Origin of the sequence: Acidovorax sp. FG27 (assembly GCF_040365715.1) — a bacterium.
Lineage (GTDB): Bacteria > Pseudomonadota > Gammaproteobacteria > Burkholderiales > Burkholderiaceae_C > Paracidovorax.
Genome location: NZ_BAABVY010000008.1, coordinates 1 through 15,224 on the forward strand (window position 1 = coordinate 1; position 15,224 = coordinate 15,224).

The 15,224-nt window shown below is 70.8% G+C and carries 13 protein-coding genes and 1 pseudogene; 7 read left to right on the forward strand and 7 right to left on the reverse strand.

Annotated elements, in window-relative coordinates; translation table 11 throughout:
* From ABWV53_RS05155 to ABWV53_RS05165, 3 genes and pseudogenes are all read right to left on the reverse strand, one after another.
* Positions 1–82: pseudogene (locus tag ABWV53_RS05155) on the reverse strand (SPOR domain-containing protein); the annotation flags it as partial.
* 3 nt (positions 83–85) lie between these two features.
* Entirely contained in the window at positions 86–970 is an 885-nt protein-coding gene (locus ABWV53_RS05160; protein WP_353363620.1) for a biotin--[acetyl-CoA-carboxylase] ligase, read from the reverse strand.
* The gene (locus ABWV53_RS05165) at positions 967–1,536 is read right to left on the reverse strand and encodes an SET domain-containing protein (protein ID WP_353363622.1); all 570 of its coding nucleotides are present in this window, start codon (positions 1,534–1,536) and stop codon (positions 967–969) included. Before ABWV53_RS05165 ends, ABWV53_RS05160 begins: the two co-directional genes overlap by 4 nt.
* A 97-nt stretch (positions 1,537–1,633) precedes the next feature.
* Here ABWV53_RS05165 and ABWV53_RS05170 point away from each other — a divergent pair, with 97 nt between their 5' ends.
* From ABWV53_RS05170 to ABWV53_RS05180, 3 genes are all read left to right on the forward strand, one after another.
* Positions 1,634–4,579, forward strand: a complete 2,946-nt coding sequence (locus ABWV53_RS05170; RefSeq protein ID WP_353363624.1) for a DNA topoisomerase III — start codon at positions 1,634–1,636, stop codon at positions 4,577–4,579.
* Positions 4,576–4,812 carry a hypothetical protein gene (locus ABWV53_RS05175; protein WP_353363626.1) on the forward strand — a complete coding sequence of 79 codons (237 nt, stop codon included), beginning with the start codon at positions 4,576–4,578 and terminating at the stop codon, positions 4,810–4,812. Before ABWV53_RS05170 ends, ABWV53_RS05175 begins: the two co-directional genes overlap by 4 nt.
* 154 nt (positions 4,813–4,966) lie before the next feature.
* The gene (locus ABWV53_RS05180; RefSeq protein ID WP_353363628.1) at positions 4,967–5,956 is read left to right on the forward strand and encodes a glycerophosphodiester phosphodiesterase family protein; all 990 of its coding nucleotides are present in this window, start codon (positions 4,967–4,969) and stop codon (positions 5,954–5,956) included.
* Between the two features lie 51 nt (positions 5,957–6,007).
* On the opposite strand, the gene ABWV53_RS05185 is transcribed toward ABWV53_RS05180, so the two are convergent.
* From ABWV53_RS05185 to sbcD, 3 genes are all read right to left on the reverse strand, one after another.
* The gene (locus tag ABWV53_RS05185) at positions 6,008–7,204 is read right to left on the reverse strand and encodes a Fic family protein (RefSeq protein WP_353363630.1); all 1,197 of its coding nucleotides are present in this window, start codon (positions 7,202–7,204) and stop codon (positions 6,008–6,010) included.
* A 125-nt stretch (positions 7,205–7,329) separates the two neighbouring features.
* Positions 7,330–10,836, reverse strand: a complete 3,507-nt coding sequence (locus ABWV53_RS05190) for an AAA family ATPase (RefSeq protein WP_353363632.1) — start codon at positions 10,834–10,836, stop codon at positions 7,330–7,332.
* Positions 10,833–12,071 (reverse strand): exonuclease subunit SbcD, encoded by a 1,239-nt coding sequence (gene sbcD / locus ABWV53_RS05195; RefSeq protein WP_353363634.1) that lies wholly within the window; start codon positions 12,069–12,071, stop codon positions 10,833–10,835. Before sbcD ends, ABWV53_RS05190 begins: the two co-directional genes overlap by 4 nt.
* A 370-nt stretch (positions 12,072–12,441) precedes the next feature.
* Between sbcD and ABWV53_RS05200 the strand changes: the two genes are divergently transcribed.
* On the forward strand, positions 12,442–12,825 hold the full coding sequence (locus ABWV53_RS05200) for a VOC family protein (RefSeq protein WP_353363636.1): 384 nt from the start codon (positions 12,442–12,444) through the stop codon (positions 12,823–12,825).
* A 120-nt stretch (positions 12,826–12,945) separates the two neighbouring features.
* Here the strand turns inward: ABWV53_RS05200 and ABWV53_RS05205 are convergent, their stop codons facing one another.
* Positions 12,946–13,791 (reverse strand): alpha/beta fold hydrolase, encoded by an 846-nt coding sequence (locus ABWV53_RS05205; RefSeq protein WP_502903833.1) that lies wholly within the window; start codon positions 13,789–13,791, stop codon positions 12,946–12,948.
* Between the two features lie 106 nt (positions 13,792–13,897).
* Between ABWV53_RS05205 and ABWV53_RS05210 the strand changes: the two genes are divergently transcribed.
* From ABWV53_RS05210 to ABWV53_RS05220, 3 genes are all read left to right on the forward strand, one after another.
* Positions 13,898–14,506 (forward strand): class I SAM-dependent methyltransferase, encoded by a 609-nt coding sequence (locus tag ABWV53_RS05210; RefSeq protein ID WP_353363640.1) that lies wholly within the window; start codon positions 13,898–13,900, stop codon positions 14,504–14,506.
* Between the two features lie 70 nt (positions 14,507–14,576).
* Entirely contained in the window at positions 14,577–14,888 is a 312-nt protein-coding gene (locus tag ABWV53_RS05215) for a nucleotidyltransferase family protein (protein ID WP_353363643.1), read from the forward strand.
* Positions 14,875–15,222, forward strand: a complete 348-nt coding sequence (locus ABWV53_RS05220) for a HepT-like ribonuclease domain-containing protein (RefSeq protein WP_353363645.1) — start codon at positions 14,875–14,877, stop codon at positions 15,220–15,222. Before ABWV53_RS05215 ends, ABWV53_RS05220 begins: the two co-directional genes overlap by 14 nt.
* The last annotated feature ends 2 nt before the right edge of the window (positions 15,223–15,224 follow it).

Genomic DNA, 15,224 nt, shown 5'->3' on the forward strand with positions numbered 1-15,224 from the left:
CCCAGCTACGCAGCCAACCGCCCGACCAGGCGTAGTAGCCGGCGTTGGCCAGCAGCAGGGCGATGAAGGCGAGGCGCAGCATGCGTCAGGTCGGCGGCAGGGCCCGGCCGGCCGGGCGCACGCTGATCTCGGCGCTGGTCACCGACTGCATGCCGGCGGGGGTGAGCACTTGCAGCGCGCCATCCGTCCCCACGCCGTGGGCGGTGCCGGCCTGCCCGTCGCTCAGCGTGACGGCGCGGCCCCGCAGCACGTCGCGCGCGGCAAAGCGCGGCTGCACCGGCGCGAAGCCGTAGCCCTCGAACGACTGCAGCATGGCGACCAGGGGCGCGGCGATGCGGGCCAGCGCGGCGGGGGCGTCCAGGGAGGCGTCCACCTCGCCCAGGAAGGCCGGCGGGGTGTTCATGCCGTCGCCGGAGCGCGCCAGCAGGTTGATGCCGATGCCGATGACCACGTAGCGGGTTGCGGCCGGCAGCGCGGCCGGGCCGCCAGCGCCCTGCGGGGCGACGAAGCTGGCGGTTTCCACCAGGATGCCGCCCAGCTTGCGGTCGCCGTCCAGCCACAGGTCGTTGGGCCATTTCAGGCCGATGCGCGGCGTGCCGCTGCCGGGGGCGGGCAGCTCGGGCTGCAGGCTCTCGGCCACGCTCACGCCCACGGCCAGCGACAGGCCCGACCAGTCGGCCGGCGCCAGCGGCAGGCCGAGCGAAAAAGTGAGGGACGGCAGCGCGCCCGCGCTGGTGGCCGCCACGCCGGTCGCCTGGCTCTGCCACGGCCGGCCCAGCCGGCCCCGGCCGGCGGTCTGCGCTTGGGCGACCAGCAGCGTGGGCTCGGTGCGGCCGGCACGGGCACGGCGCATCAGCTCGGTGTTGGTGGAGTCGATCTCCGGCAGGATCTCGACGGTGAAGCCGGGCAGCCGGGGCGCTACGGCCTCCCAGATGGCTTCGGCCTGCCAGCGCACGGGGGCGCGGGTCACCGGCGCGGGCCCCGGGGTTGGGCGGGGGCGTTCGCCTTCCGGGTGCTGGCCTTGGCCGGGGCCAGCCCGGGCGGCGCCCAGCCGCGCTTGGGGGCCAGCAGCGTGCCGCGGCAGGTGGCGGCGCCGCACCAGCAGGGGTATTCGGCCTTGAGCTTCGGGGTGTAGCGCTCTTCCACGATCAGGCCGTAGTCGTAGCTCAGCTCTTCGCCCGCGGCGATGTTGCGCAGCGCGGTGATGAAGATGCGGCCGTCCCGCTCGTCGGCGAAGCAGTTGGGCGCGCAGCTGTGGTTGATCCAGCGCGAGGAGTTGCCGCCGTAGTTGGCGTCGATCACGCGGTCTTCGTCGACGTGGAAGTAGAAGGTATGGTTGGGCTGCGCGGGGTCGTGCGGGTGCCGGTCCTGCGCCTCCTGCCAGCTGATGATCTCGCCCACGTACTCGACCAGCACCTCGCCCTCGGCAATATCCTGCACGGCGAAGACGCCCTTGCCGTGCACGCCCGAGCGCCGGGTCTGGATGCGCCGGCCCGAGGCGACGGGTGCGGCGACGGGCGGGGCGATGCGGGGCATGGCAAAACTCTGTTAGTTTGAATAGGCACACATGCGTGCGCGTGCGCGCATGAAGAAGCGGAATTGTAGAAGCGCCTGAAATGGCGAGACCCACAAAATGACCAAGACCCTGGTAATTGCAGAAAAACCCTCGGTGGCGCAGGACATCGTGCGCGCGCTCACGCCCATCGCCGGCAAGTTCGACAAGCACGAAGACCATTTCGAGAACGACCGCTACCTGGTCAGCAGCGCCGTGGGCCACCTGGTGGAGATCCAGGCGCCCGAGGAATTCGACGTCAAGCGCGGCAAGTGGAGCTTCGCGCACCTGCCGGTGATCCCGCCGCACTTCGACCTGAAGCCCGTGGACAAGACCAAGAGCCGCCTGAACGCGGTCGTCAAGCTCGCCAAGCGCAAGGACGTGACCGAGCTGGTGAACGCCTGCGACGCGGGCCGCGAGGGCGAGCTGATCTTCCGGCTGATCGAGCAGTACGCCGGGGGCGCCAAGGGCGGTCTGGGCAAGCCGGTCAAGCGGCTTTGGCTGCAGTCGATGACGCCGCAGGCCATCCGCGACGGCTTCGAGCACCTGCGCAGCGACCAGCAGATGCAGGGCCTGGCCAACGCCGCGCGCAGCCGCTCCGAGGCCGACTGGCTGGTGGGCATCAACGGCACGCGGGCGATGACGGCGTTCAATTCGCAGGGTGGCGGTTTCTTCCTGACCACCGTGGGCCGGGTGCAGACGCCCACGCTGTCGCTGGTGGTGGAGCGCGAGGAAAAGATCCGCAAGTTCATCAGCCGCGACTACTGGGAGATCCACGCCGGCTTCCATGCCGAGGCGGGCGAATACCTGGGCAAGTGGTTCGACCCGAAGTGGAAGAAGAACAGCGAAGACCCCGAGGCGCGCGCCGACCGGCTCTGGAACATCCACGACGCCCAGGCCATCGCCGAGGCCGTGCGCGGCAAGGCGGCCACCGTCACCGAGGAAAGCAAGCCCACCAGCCAGGCTTCTCCCGCGCTGTTCGATTTGACCAGCCTGCAGCGCGAGGCCAACGGCAAGTTCGGCTTCTCGGCCAAGACCACGCTGGCGCTGGCGCAGAGCCTCTATGAACGCCACAAGGCGCTGACCTATCCGCGTACCGATTCCCGCGCGCTGCCGGAAGACTATCTGCCGGTGGCGAGAGACACCTTCGGCATGCTGGCCACCAGCGGCATGCGCCACCTGGCGCCGTTCGCGCAGCAGGCGCTGGACGGCAGCTACGTACGCCCCTCCAAGCGCATCTTCGACAACGCCAAGGTCAGCGATCACTTCGCCATCATCCCGACCACGCAGGCGCCCAGCGGCCTGTCGGAGGCCGAGCAGAAGCTCTACGATCTGGTGGTGCGCCGCTTCATGGCGGTGTTCTTCCCCAGCGCCGAGCATCTGGTCACCACCCGCGTCAGCCAGGTGGTGGGCCACAGCTTCAAGACCGAGGGCAAGGTGCTGGTCAAGCCCGGCTGGCTGGCCATCTACGGCAAGGAAGCGGCCGGCGAGGTGGAAGACGGCAAGGCCGGCGACAAGGGCCAGCCGCTGGTGGCCGTGCAGCCCGGCGAGATGGTGCGCACCGAATTCGCCGAAGCCAAGGGCCTGAAGACCAAGCCGCCCGCCCGCTATTCCGAAGCCACGCTGCTGGGCGCCATGGAAAGCGCGGGCAAGCAGATCGACGACGAAGAGCTGCGCTCGGCCATGCAGGAAAAGGGCCTGGGCACGCCCGCCACGCGCGCCGCCATCATCGAAGGCCTGCTGACCGAAAAATACATGCTGCGCGAAGGCCGCGAGCTGATCCCCACCGCCAAGGCCTTCCAGCTGATGACCCTTCTGCGCGGCCTGGAGGTCGATGAGCTCTGCCGCGCCGACCTGACCGGCGAGTGGGAATACAAGCTCTCGCAGATGGAGAAGGGCCAGCTCAGCCGCGAAGCCTTCATGCAGCAGATCGCCGCCATGACCGAGCGCATGGTCAAGAAGGCCAAGGAATACGACCGCGACACCATTCCCGGCGACTACGCCACGCTCTCGGCCCCCTGCCCCAACTGCGGCGGCGTGGTGAAGGAGAACTATCGCCGCTATGCCTGCGTCGGCAAATCGGGCGATGGCAGCGATGCCTGCGGCTTCTCGTTCGGCAAGTCGCCCGCGGGTCGCACCTTCGAGACCGCCGAGGCCGACCAGTTGCTGCGCGACCGCCGCATCGGCCCGCTGGAAGGCTTTCGCTCCAAGGCGGGCTGGCCGTTCACGGCCGAGGTCGCCATCGTGCGCGACGAAGAGGCCGGCAATTTCAAGCTTGAATTCGACTTCGGCGACGACCGCGCGGCCGAGGAATCGGGCGAGCTGGTGGACTTCGGCGAGCAGGTCAGCCTGGGCGACTGCCCCATCTGCGGCGCGCCGGTGTACGAGCACGGCGCCAACTACGTGTGCAGCAAGTCGGTGCCCACGGCCGCGCAGCCCACGCCCAGTTGCACCTTCAAGAGCGGCAAGGTCATCCTGCAGCAGCCGGTGGAGCGCTCGCAGATGAGCAAGCTGCTGGCCACCGGCAAGACCGACCTGCTGGACAAGTTCGTCAGCATGCGCACCCGCCGCGCCTTCAAGGCCCACCTGGCCTGGGACGCGGAGGCGGGCAAGGTGAACTTCGAGTTCGCGCCCAGCAAGTTCCCGCCGCGCCCGGGCGCTGCCGCAAAAACCATAGCATCCAAGACAGCAAAGACGGGCGCCGCGGCCAAGAAGACCGCCAAACCCGCCGCCGCCAAGAAGGCCCCGGCCACCAAGACCGCCGCCGCCAAGGCGCCCCGCAAGGCCGCCGCCGGCAAGGCGCCCAGCGCGGCGCTGGCCGCCGTGATCGGCGCGGAGCCGGTCGCCCGGCCCGAGGCCGTCAAGAAGATGTGGGACTACATCAAGGCCCACAACCTGCAGGACCCCAAGGACAAGCGCACCATCGTCGCCGACGACAAGCTGCGCGCCGTGTTCGGCAAGGACACGGCCGGCATGTTCGAGCTGGCGGGCATCCTGGGCAAGCACCTGCAAGGAGATGGCGAATGACCGTCATGACTTCGGCACAGGCGCCACGGCGCCCACGCTCCGCCTTCTCCGTGGCCGGCGGCAGGGCGGCCCTGTGGGCCTGTGCCCTCGTCATGCTCGGTGGCTGCGGCACCGTGGCCCCGCGCCCCGCCAATGACCCCGCCACGGGCACCGGTGCCCAGTCGGGTGAGAGCGGGGTCACGGTCTTCGGGACGATCGACATGGGCGCGGGCGCGGTGCGCTCGTCGCGTTGAGCGCCCATCGCGCCACCCGCACGAGCGCCGAGGCTGGCGCTCGCCCCCCGCCCGCGCTGCGGAAAGTCACCATCCCGCGCCGCTATGTCGCCCCAGCGTCATGCACCTGCCACGGCCCACTTCTAGAGTCGTCCGTTTTTCCAGAGGAACGACGATGCTCATGAAAACCACCCTGATGGCCGCCGCGCTGTGCCTGTCCACCCTGGGCCTGGCCGCATGCGGCGGCAGCGGCAACGACGACGACGCGCGGCCCCAGGTGATCGCCCACCGCGGCGCCAGCGGCTACCTGCCCGAGCACACGCTGGGCGGCTACGAACTGGCGATCCGCATGGGCGCGGACTTCATCGAGCCCGACCTGCAGATCACCCGCGACGGCGCGCTCATCGCCATGCACGACGACACGCTGAACCGCACCACCAACGTCGCTTCGCTGTTCGCGCAGCGGGGTGGCGGCTACAAGGTGGCCGACTTCACGCTCGCCGAAGTCAAGACTCTTACCGTGGTGCCCACCGGAACGGCCAAGACCAGCTACCCCGGCTTCACCCCCAGCGCGCCCAACCCGTACGGCGTGCCCACCTTCCAGGAGGTGGTGAGCTTCGCCCGCCAGCAGACCGGCACGGCCGGCCGCACGGTGGGCCTGTACCCCGAGGCCAAGCAGGCCGACCCGGCCATGGAAGACGGCATCTTGAAGACGCTGGCGGACAACGGCTTCGACGCCCGCAGCAAGCTCTTCATCCAGTCGTTCAGCGATGCCACGCTGCGCAGCCTGCGCGCCAAGCAGGTCGCGCAGAACAACAAGATGCCGCTGATCCTGCTGGGCGTGGCCGCGGCGGCGCCGGACGGCTCGCCGCGCGTCGGCATCGTATCGGGCAGCACCGTGCGCACCCTGACGCTGGCCGAGGTCGCCGGCTTCACGGAAGGCATCGGCCTCTTGATCAACAACACCACCTATCCGATCAGCAAGGCCTACATCGACCAGGCCCACGCCGCCGGCCTGAAGGTGCACGGCTGGACCTTCGCCCAGGCCGACGCAGCGAAGGCCGCGGCCGAGTTCCGCAACTATCTGGAGATGGGCATGGACGGCATGTTCGCCAACTATCCCGATCTGGCGATGGCGGCGCGGGATGCGTTCATGAAGAAGTAGGCCGGCCGAGCGCCCGCTGCCCGCCACCGCTTTCCGTTCGGCCTTGTCAGGTCACCGTGCGTTGGCCGGGTCCGCCTCTGCCTCTGGCCAGAGCTGCGGGAACATGAAGCGCAGCGCATGCTGGGGCAGGCCAAAGCGCACCCTGCCTTGCGGCGAGTCGGACTTGAGCAGCCCGCGTCTGACCAGCGCACCCAGTGCATCCGTTGCGCTCCGGTCACTCATGCCGAGCATGGCTTTGAATTCGCCGCGTGGCATTTCTTCGCCGCTCAGGAACAGGTAGTGCAGGCCGCGCAGGGCTTCCTGGCGGACGCCTTGTTTGAGCACGGTGGCTTCGTAGGCCAAGCAGGCCTCGATCCGGCTCTTGATGGCGCCGAAGTCCAGCAGGCCAGCCATGAAGCGGACTTGGTCCAGGCAGATGTCCAGCACGTAGTCGGCCCACGCGATCAGGGCTTGCTCGCTCAGGTTGCCACGCCCGTCCAGGTCGCCCCGGCGCGGACTGTCGGCGTCGGCCAGCAGCGCGTAGTAGCGCTCGGTACTGCGGGCGAAGCCGCGCAGGGGCGACCAGAGCCCGCCGGTGTAGCCCATCGCCGTCAGCCAGGTGTGGGTGTGCAGCCGCATCACGCGGCCATTGCCATCCACGAAAGGGTGCACCCAGCCCAATCGCTGGTGCGCGCAGGCCAGGGCCACCAAAGCCGCCTCGCCCCGGCGCACGCCGCCATAGAACGCAGCCCAGCGTTGCAGAAACAACGGCACTGAGGCATGCGTGGGGGCCACGTGCTGGCCCACGCGCACTTCGCGCTCACGCAGCGCACCAGGGGCGATGGATTCGCGCTCGGACGTGAACAGATCGGTGGCGGGCAGGCGGGAGAACAACGCATCGTGAATGTCCCGCACTGCCTCGGGCGTGTACAGGCGGGCAGCGCCCTCGGTTCCGGCATAACGCTGCTCCAGCACCTGTTCCGCCTCGATATGCGCTATGGCCAGACGCTGCTTGGCGGCCAGCACGGCATCTTTGGAGAAGTCTTGTCGCAGGGCCTGCTCGATTTCATGCGGCCGCGTGTGCTGCCCCTCGATGCGGTTGGTGTAGTACGAGTTCATGCTGCGCAGCAGGCTGCGCAATTCCGGGGGCACACGCATGCCCGCCAGGGTGGTGGCCAGCCGCGACAGGTCATGCGCCTTGGCAAGCAGGGCTTCCATCCGGACGTCGCCTGGAAGCAGGGGCTCGAACTGGTGAATGTCGACATACATCCTGCTATTTTGCCAAGATTCAACAGCCTATAACCAATTGTCGAAAAAGGGTTTTTTCCAAAAATTCCAACTAAATTGCCAAGTTGTTTGCCAAGTGGATGGCGCAGCAGAGGGAGGCTGATGTGTCAGACCACCAGCCGCGAATGCCCCACGCCCCCGCCCTTCACCACCCGCACCTGCGCCGGGATGCGCTCCTTGAGCGCCTCCACGTGGCTGATGATCCCGATCATCTTGCCGCTGGCGTTGAGGGAATCCAGTGCCGTCAGCGCGACCTCCAGGGTGTCGCCGTCCAGTGAGCCGAAGCCTTCGTCGAGGAACAGCGAGTCGATGGAGGTCTTGTGGCTCACCAGGTCCGACAGGGCCAGTGCCAGCGCCAGGCTGACCAGGAAGCCTTCGCCGCCCGACAGCGTGCGGGTGTCGCGGCAGGTGTCGCCCTGCCAGGCGTCGACGATCTCCAGCTCCAGCTCGCCCGTGGGCTTGCGGCGCAGCAGGTAGCGGCCGTGCAGGCGGGCCAGGTGGCGGTTGGCCAGTTGCAGCAGGTGGTCCAGCGTGAGGCCCTGCGCGAACTTGCGGAACTTGTCGCCCCTGGCCGAGCCGATCAGGCCGTCGAGCCGCTGCCACAGGTCGGTGTCGGCGGTCTGGCTGGCGATCTGTTCCAGCAGCGCCTGCTGGTTGGCGCGCAGGCGGGCGTCGTGGGCCAGCAGGGCCCGGTGCGCGCCGATGCGCTCGTTCAGCGCCGTGCGCCGGGCCTCGAGCTGTGCCAGCTGGTCGGCCACCGCTTCGAGGGACTGCGTGGCGGGCGCCTGGGCCTGCAGTCGGGCGTGCTTCGCCTCGGCGGCCTGGCACAGGGCGTCGGCCCGCTGGCGGGCGGCCTGCAGGGCGCCCGCCAGCGCGGCCAGCCGTTGGCGCTCTTCTGGCGGCAGCAGCGCGGCCTCGAAGGCGGGCAGGTCGGCGAAGGGGCTGGCCTGCAGCGCGGCCTGCCAGGCGTGGGCGGCCGACTGCAGCGCGGCGGCCTGCTCGGCGCGCACGGCCTCCGCCTGCGCCTGGCGGCCTTCCAGCGCGGCCAGGGTGCGCTGCAGGCCGTCGATGGAGTCGGCGCTGGCCTGCAGCTGGGCGGCAGCGTCTTCCGCCGGCAGGTCGTCGATGTCAGCGGGCGCGGTGGATGGCGCATCGCCCTCCGCGGCTCCGGCGGCCCCGGTGGCCCATGCGGCGCCGCGCTGCGCCCACTGTGCGGCCTGGGCGTGCGCGGCGTCGCAGCGGGCCTGCAGGCGGGTGATGCCCTGCGCCAGCGCCTGCAATTCGCTCTGGGCGTGGCACCAGCGCTGCCATTCGGCGTCGCGTGCCTGCAACCACGCGGCGGATTGCGCGGGTTCGCCCGGCAGCGCGTAGCCGGCGCCCTCCACCGCGGCGCGCAGGTCACGCTGCAGCGCCTGCGACTCGGCTTCGGTGGCGGCGAGGGCATCGCCCAGCGCGGCCAGGCGGCCCTGCGCGGCCTGGGCGGCCTGCAGCAGCAGCGCCAGCTGATGCGCGGCGCCCTGCACCGCGTGATCGCAGCAGCTGGCGGCGGCCGTGGCCTGCTGCACCTGCTGGCTGGCCGCTTCGGCCTGTTGCAGGGTGTCGTCCCATTGCGCCAGGGCGTCTTCGGCCGCTTGCAGGCCAGCGTCCAGGGCGGCGGCGTCCTGCCAGCTTTCGGCCGCCCACGCTGTTGCCGCCGAGGGCGAAGGGTGCAGGGCCGCCGTGCCGTCCGCCCACTGGCGCGTCCATTCGTCGATGCGCTCGGCCAGGGCGGCCTGCTGCTCGCGCCGGTCGGCCAGCTGGGCCTGGCGGGCGGCCAGGGCCTGCGCCACGGCCTGGCCTTGCTCGGCCAGCGCGTCCAGCTCGGCCTGCTTGCGCCGCAGCGCGGCTTCGGTGCCCGATACGTCCAGCGCCTGGTAGGCGTCGATGGCGGGGTGCTCGGTGGCGCCGCACAGCGGGCAGGGGTCGCCGGGCTGCAGGGCCTGGCGGTGCTGCTCCAGGCTCTGGATGCGGCGCTCCTGGTCCAGCAGCTTCTGCTTGTCGGCGACCTGCTCGCGGGCGGCTGCGTACTGCCCGCGCAGGGCCAGCCGCGCCGCCTCCTGCTGCGCCAGGGCGGCCTGCAGGTGCCGGGTCTCGTCCACCAGCGCCTGCTGCCGGGCCGCTGCCTCGCGGCGCTGCCGGCCCAGCGGCACGATCTGCCGCCATGCGGCTGCCTGGCCTTGTGCCTGGCGCAGGCGCTCGCGCAGCGCGGCCAGGGTGCCGCCGTCCAGGCGCCCGGCCAGCGCCGCCTGCGCGGCCTGCAGGGCCTCCTGGGCGGCGGCCTGGGCCTGCCGCTCGGCATCGACCCGCGCCTGCTGCGCCACGGCCTGCTCGCCCTGCCGGGCGATCTCGTCCTGCAGCGCCTGCAAGGCCATGCGCTGATCCGCCAGGCGGCCCTGCAGCACGTGCCACTGCGCGAACTGCTGGCGCCAGGCGCCCAGGCGCTCGCCCAGGTGGGCGTGCTGCGGGTGGGCGCTGCCATAGTCGGCATGGCGCTGCTGGGCGATCCGCGCCTGCGCCAGCTCGCCGTCGGCCGCCTGGGCGACGCGGCGGGCCAGCCCGGCGGCGCGCTGGTGGTGCCGGCGGTGCGAGGCTGCTTCTTCGCGTTGCTGCTCCTGCAGCGCGGCGATCAACGCATCACTGCCCTGGCAGGCAGCCAGCGCCTGCTGCCAGGCCGCGTGCGGGGCGCGCAGGGCCTGGGCGGGCTCGCTGTGGGCCAGGCGTTGCAAGTCGGGGGCGGCGGCCTGCAGGGCGTCGGCCGCCTGATGCAGCTGGCCCCGCGCGGCGTGCGCGGCCTGCGCGGCGTCGGCCAGGTCGGCATGCCACTGGCGCTGCGCGGCGGCGGCGTCCCAGTCGGCCTGCACCCGGGCCAGCTCGGCCGTCCACGCCTGCACCTCGGCCTGCATGGCGGCGCTCTGGTCTGCGGGCAGCAGCTCCACGCCGTCGGCCCGGGCGCGCAGCTGGTCGAGCTGCTGGCGGGCGTCGCGGGCACGCTCGAACACGCGGGCGGAGATCTCGCCGTAGATCTCGGTGCCGGTCAGCTCTTCCAGCAGTTCCGCCCGCTCGTTGGCGCTGGCGTTGAGGAAGGCGGCGAACTGGCCCTGCGCCAGCAGCATGGAGCGGGTGAAGCGGCCGTAGTCGAGCCCGGTGATGCCGGCCACGCGGCGCAGCTTGTCGTGGCTCTGGCTGCTGAGGATGGTGCCCGCGCCGGTCGCGGGGTCGATCTGCGCCAGCTCCACCTTCGGGTCCTGCAGCGCGCCGTCCACCTTGTCGCGCGCGCGGCGCTGGCTCCAGAAGGCGCGGTAGGTGGCGCCCTTCACTTCGAATTCGACCTCGGCCAGGCAGTCGGCCGTGTGGCGCGTGATGATGTCGTTGGCCGACTTGGAGACGCTGGAGAGGCGCGGCGTCTGGTGGTAGAGCGCCAGGCAGATGGCGTCCAGCAGCGTGGACTTGCCCGCGCCCATGGGGCCGGTGATGGCAAAGAGGCTGTTGCCGGCGAAGGGCGGGCGGGTGAAGTCGATCGCCCATTCGCCCTTGAGTGCATTCAGGTTCTTCAGGCGCAGCCGCAGGATCTTCATGCCGCCCCCTCGGCCAGGCCGCGCACCACCTCGCGGTAGCGCTCGTCCAGCGCGGCCTGCACCTCGGGCGGCAGGCTCTCCTGCGCCAGGCGGCGGGCGAACACGTCGGCCGGGGTCAGCTCGTCCAGCGTCTGCGGCGCGGCGCCCGCGGGCAGCACGGCAGCGCCGGCGCGCTGGCGGCGCACGCGCAGCACCTCCACCGGCAGGCCCTCGGTGAGCGTGGCCATGCGCGCCGGCAGGTCGCTCAGGTAGTCGTCCTCGGCCACGGTCACTTCCAGCCACACGGGCTGGCTGGGCGTGCCTGCACTGGCCGCCGCGGCGATGAGCGGGCCCAGCGCCTGCAGGTTGCCGGTGACGGCCACCATCGGCTGAAAGCAGGGCACGGGCAGCGGCGTGACCGCCTTGAGACCCGTGGCGTCCAGGTCCACCAGCAGCACCTGCTTGGCCTGCCGCGCCTCGTCGAAGCCCAGGGGAATGGGCGAGCCGCTGTAGCGGATGTGCTCCAGCCCGCCCACCTTCTGCGGCTGGTGGATGTGCCCCAGCGCGACGTAGTCGACCGGCGGGAACGCGGCGGTCGGAAAGGCGTCCACCGAGCCCACGTAGATCTCGCGCACCGATTCGCTGCTGCTGGCGCCCACGGTCGTGAGATGGCCGGTCGCGATCAGGGGCACGGCATGGCCGCCTTCGCACAGCAGGGCCGCCTGCTGGGCGACGCCAGCCGCGTGCACCGCCTGGTAGTGGCCCTGAATGGCGGCCTGCAGGGCCTGCTGCTTGTCTTGCGCGCTTTGCCCGGCCTGGCTCTGCAGCACGTCGCGCGGGCGCAAAAAGGGCACGGCGCACACCACGCAGCCGGGCACGCCCTGCCCGCCCCGCCGGGGCAGCACCACGACGTGATCGGCCGGGCTGGCGCCCCCGTCGGCCACCACGGTGGCGCCCAGCAGGTGCAGCAGCGACCGGCTTTCGCCCAGCGTGGCGACGGAGTCATGGTTGCCGCCGATCAGGAGCAGCGCCACGCCGGCGCGGTGCAGCTGCCCGACCAGGTGCGCATAGAGCTCCCGCGCATGGCTGGGCGGCGCGCCGGTGTCGAAGATGTCGCCCGCGATCAGCACCGCGTCGACGGCCTGGGCATCGACCTGGGCCAGCAGCCAATCGATCAGCGCCCGGTGCTCCGCCTGGCGGCTCTTGCCCATGAAATGCTGGCCGAGGTGCCAGTCGGAGGTGTGGAGGATGCGCATGGATGGAGAGGTAGGGACGTGAGGCGAGCGGGCTCATCTGCTCCACTATTGATAGCGCAATGCATTGATTTAACAAGCGCTACAGGCCATTTTGATTCCATTTTAGGCGGCTGCGGATCACCGGCCGGCATCGGGCTTCTGGCCGGTGCAGCAACGAAGACGAAGGGCGCGTCCATCGCACGCCCCGGCCTCGACAGGCTCAGCCCGAACGGACTGTGGAATGGAATGGGAATGGCGCTTTCCGACCGCCCTTTTCGCTGCACCCCGCCGCCCGTCACGCGGGGTGCCTGCGCGACATGGCGCCGGCCAGCGCGCGGCTAACATGGCCCCCGCGTTTTTTCCATCACCCTGCCCGGAGAGAGACACCCCCATGTTCAGCCATGTCATGGTCGGCGCGACCGACCTCGAGAAATCCCGCCAGTTCTACGACGCCCTGCTGGGCACCCTGGGCGTGGGCCCTGGTGTGGCCAACAAGAACCGGTACTTCTACCGCAGCCCCACCGGCGTGTTCGCCATCACCACGCCCCTGAACGGCGAGCCGGCGACGCACGGCAACGGCAGCACCCTGGGCTTTGCCGCGCAGTCGACCGAGCAGGCCGACGCCTTCCACGCCGCGGGTCTGGCCCACGGCGGCACCGAGTGCGAAGACCCGCCGGGCTGGCGCGAGGGCCCCGGCGGCAAGCTGTACCTGGCCTACCTGCGCGACCCGGACGGCAACAAGATCTGCGCGCTGCACCGCCCGCCCAAGGCCTGATCGGGCGAGGGCACCCCGACCGGACGGCACGGACGGCACGGACGGCACGGACGATTCTTTTGCTATGAAGCCAATAGCAGGCAGCGCTGAAACCACCGGCGCGGGAAGGCAATTTCCCTCTCAATTTGCTTGCGTGCGGGCCAGGAAGTCCGCCACCCGCGCCGCCACGGCGGCCGGCTGTTCGCGGTGCGGCGAATGCGCCTGGCCGGGCAGCATGCACACCTGCGCCGGCCCCGCCGCCCAGTGGGCGATGCGGGCAGGCTGATCGGGCGAGCCGTACTCGTCCCGCTCGCCGTGCAGGGCCAGCACCGGGCAGGTAACGCGGGCCATGGCGCCTTGCAGCGACCAGCCGGCGAAGGCCGGATCCAGCCACCGGTCGACCCACGCGGACAGCACCCAGCGCGCCCGCTCGGTGCTGCCGCCGTGGTAGCGGGCCAGCCGGTCGAGCTGCCCGGGGCTGGCGGCAAACTGCGCCTGGGCCTCGCGAATGCCCTGCAGCGTGCGCGCCTCCACGCAGGCCTGAGCGGCGATGGTCACCAGCGCCTCGCAATCGCCCGGCGCCGCCGCCGCGCAGTGCGCCGCCATGCCGCCGCCCACGCTGTGCCCCAGCGCCACGAAGCGCCCCACGCCCCAGTGGGCGCGCAGCGCGGGCAGGCCGAGCGCCGCCTCCTCGGCGACGAAGTCCGGCGGCGGCACGCCCGCTCGGGGGTCCGACCGGCCGAAGCCCAGCCGGTCGTAGGCGATGACGTCGCGGCCGGTGGCCTGGCACAGCACGGCGGGGAAGTCGCGCCACAGCTCCACGCAGCCCAGCGAATCGTGAAACAGCACGATGGGCGCGCGCGGCCCGGAACCCGCGGCTTGCGATGCTGCGGCGGCAGGGCTCCACCGCCGGCTGAACAGGCGGCCGGCGGGCGTGGCGATCCAGGCGTCCTGCGGCGGGGGGATGGCGGTGTCGTGGTCTTCCATGGCCGCCATTGTGGGCGCCGCCCCGGCCGGCCGAACGACTGCGGGATACTCCGGCCCTGCCTTCGCGCGCCCGTTCTTCATCTTCTTCACGCCCCGAGGACCGCCCTTGCCATCCGCCAGCCCCAGCACCTTCGACGAGGCCTACTATCAGCGCTTTTATTTCGACAAGAAGACCAGCGTGGTGGACCCCGCCCACATGGAGCGGCTGGGCACCTTCGTCTGCAGCTACCTGCACTACCTGCGGGTGCCGGTGCTGCGCGTACTCGACGTGGGCTGCGGCATCGGCCTGTGGAAGGGCATCGTCGAAAAGCACCTGCCCGCCGCCCGCTACAAGGGCGTGGAATTCAGCCCCTACCTGTGCGAGCGCTTCGGCTGGCAGCGGGGCTCGGTGGTCGACTATGCGGCGCCCGAGCCGTTCGACTTCGTCATCTGCCAGGGCGTGCTGCCCTACCTGAGCGAGCCCGACCTGGCGGCGGCGCTGCGCAACCTGGGGCGCCTCTGCCGGGGCGCGCTCTACCTGGAAGCCGTCTCGCGCGAGGACTTCGAGCGCGACATCGTCGACGAGGACCTCACTGACGGCCGCGTCTTCCGCCACAGCGCCGCGCTGTACCGCCGCGGCCTGCGCGAGCATTTCGTGGAGCTGGGCGGCGGCCTCTGGCTAAGCCGGGAGGCGGAGGTGCCGCTCTTCGAGCTGGAGCATGTGGGCGCCGCCTAACCCACTTCTCGCAGACCGCATCGGGGCTCCCTGGGGACCCTCTGCACGAGAGCTTCCCTAGAATCGCGTCATGCATTCCGCCATCGCCCAACACCTGCCGCGCATCGCGGCCATCTGCCAGCGCTTCGGCGTGCGCAGGCTGGAGGTGTTCGGCTCCGCGGCCCGTGCTGAAGACTTTGACCCGGAGCGCAGCGATGTGGACTTCCTGGTGGAATTCGCCGCCCACGCGCCCGTGGGATTGCAGTCGTTCTTCGGCACCAAGGCGGCGCTGGAACAACTGCTGGGCCGCCCCGTGGATCTGGTCGAGCCCGGCGCGGTGCGCAACCCCTACGTGCTGGCAAGCATCAACCGATCGCGAGAGCCGGTGTATGTCGCAGCGTGATCCGCGCGCTTTCCTGTGGGACGTGCAGGAGGCTGCGCAAGCCATCCAGCGCTTTTTGCAGGGAATGGATGCCGAAGCCTACGCCCGCAACGAGATGGCCCAGGCGGCGGTCGAGCGCAAATTCGAAATCATTGGCGAGGCGCTGGGCCAGTTGGCTAAAACCGACGCTGCACTGGCCGCACGCATACCTGATCTGGCCCAGATCGTGGCGTTCCGGAACCAGCTGATTCACGGCTATGCCACCGTCCATGTCGGCACCGTGTGGAACGTGGCGCAGAGCGCCTTGCCGCCATTGCTCGCACGCACCATTGCGCTGATGGAAGAGCTGGATTGATC

Bases quoted from the DNA above. Each gene is read 5' to 3' on its own strand.
- ABWV53_RS05165 (WP_353363622.1), bottom strand. From the start codon at position 1,536: ATGCCCCGCATCGCCCCGCCCGTCGCCGCACCCGTCGCCTCGGGCCGG.
- ABWV53_RS05170 (WP_353363624.1), top strand. From the start codon at position 1,634: ATGACCAAGACCCTGGTAATTGCAGAAAAACCCTCGGTGGCGCAGGAC.
- ABWV53_RS05175 (WP_353363626.1), top strand. From the start codon at position 4,576: ATGACCGTCATGACTTCGGCACAGGCGCCACGGCGCCCACGCTCCGCC.
- ABWV53_RS05180 (WP_353363628.1), top strand. From the start codon at position 4,967: ATGCTCATGAAAACCACCCTGATGGCCGCCGCGCTGTGCCTGTCCACC.
- ABWV53_RS05185 (WP_353363630.1), bottom strand. From the start codon at position 7,204: ATGTATGTCGACATTCACCAGTTCGAGCCCCTGCTTCCAGGCGACGTC.
- ABWV53_RS05190 (WP_353363632.1), bottom strand. From the start codon at position 10,836: ATGAAGATCCTGCGGCTGCGCCTGAAGAACCTGAATGCACTCAAGGGC.
- sbcD (WP_353363634.1), bottom strand. From the start codon at position 12,071: ATGCGCATCCTCCACACCTCCGACTGGCACCTCGGCCAGCATTTCATG.
- ABWV53_RS05200 (WP_353363636.1), top strand. From the start codon at position 12,442: ATGTTCAGCCATGTCATGGTCGGCGCGACCGACCTCGAGAAATCCCGC.
- ABWV53_RS05205 (WP_502903833.1), bottom strand. From the start codon at position 13,791: ATGGAAGACCACGACACCGCCATCCCCCCGCCGCAGGACGCCTGGATC.
- ABWV53_RS05215 (WP_353363643.1), top strand. From the start codon at position 14,577: ATGCATTCCGCCATCGCCCAACACCTGCCGCGCATCGCGGCCATCTGC.
- ABWV53_RS05220 (WP_353363645.1), top strand. From the start codon at position 14,875: ATGTCGCAGCGTGATCCGCGCGCTTTCCTGTGGGACGTGCAGGAGGCT.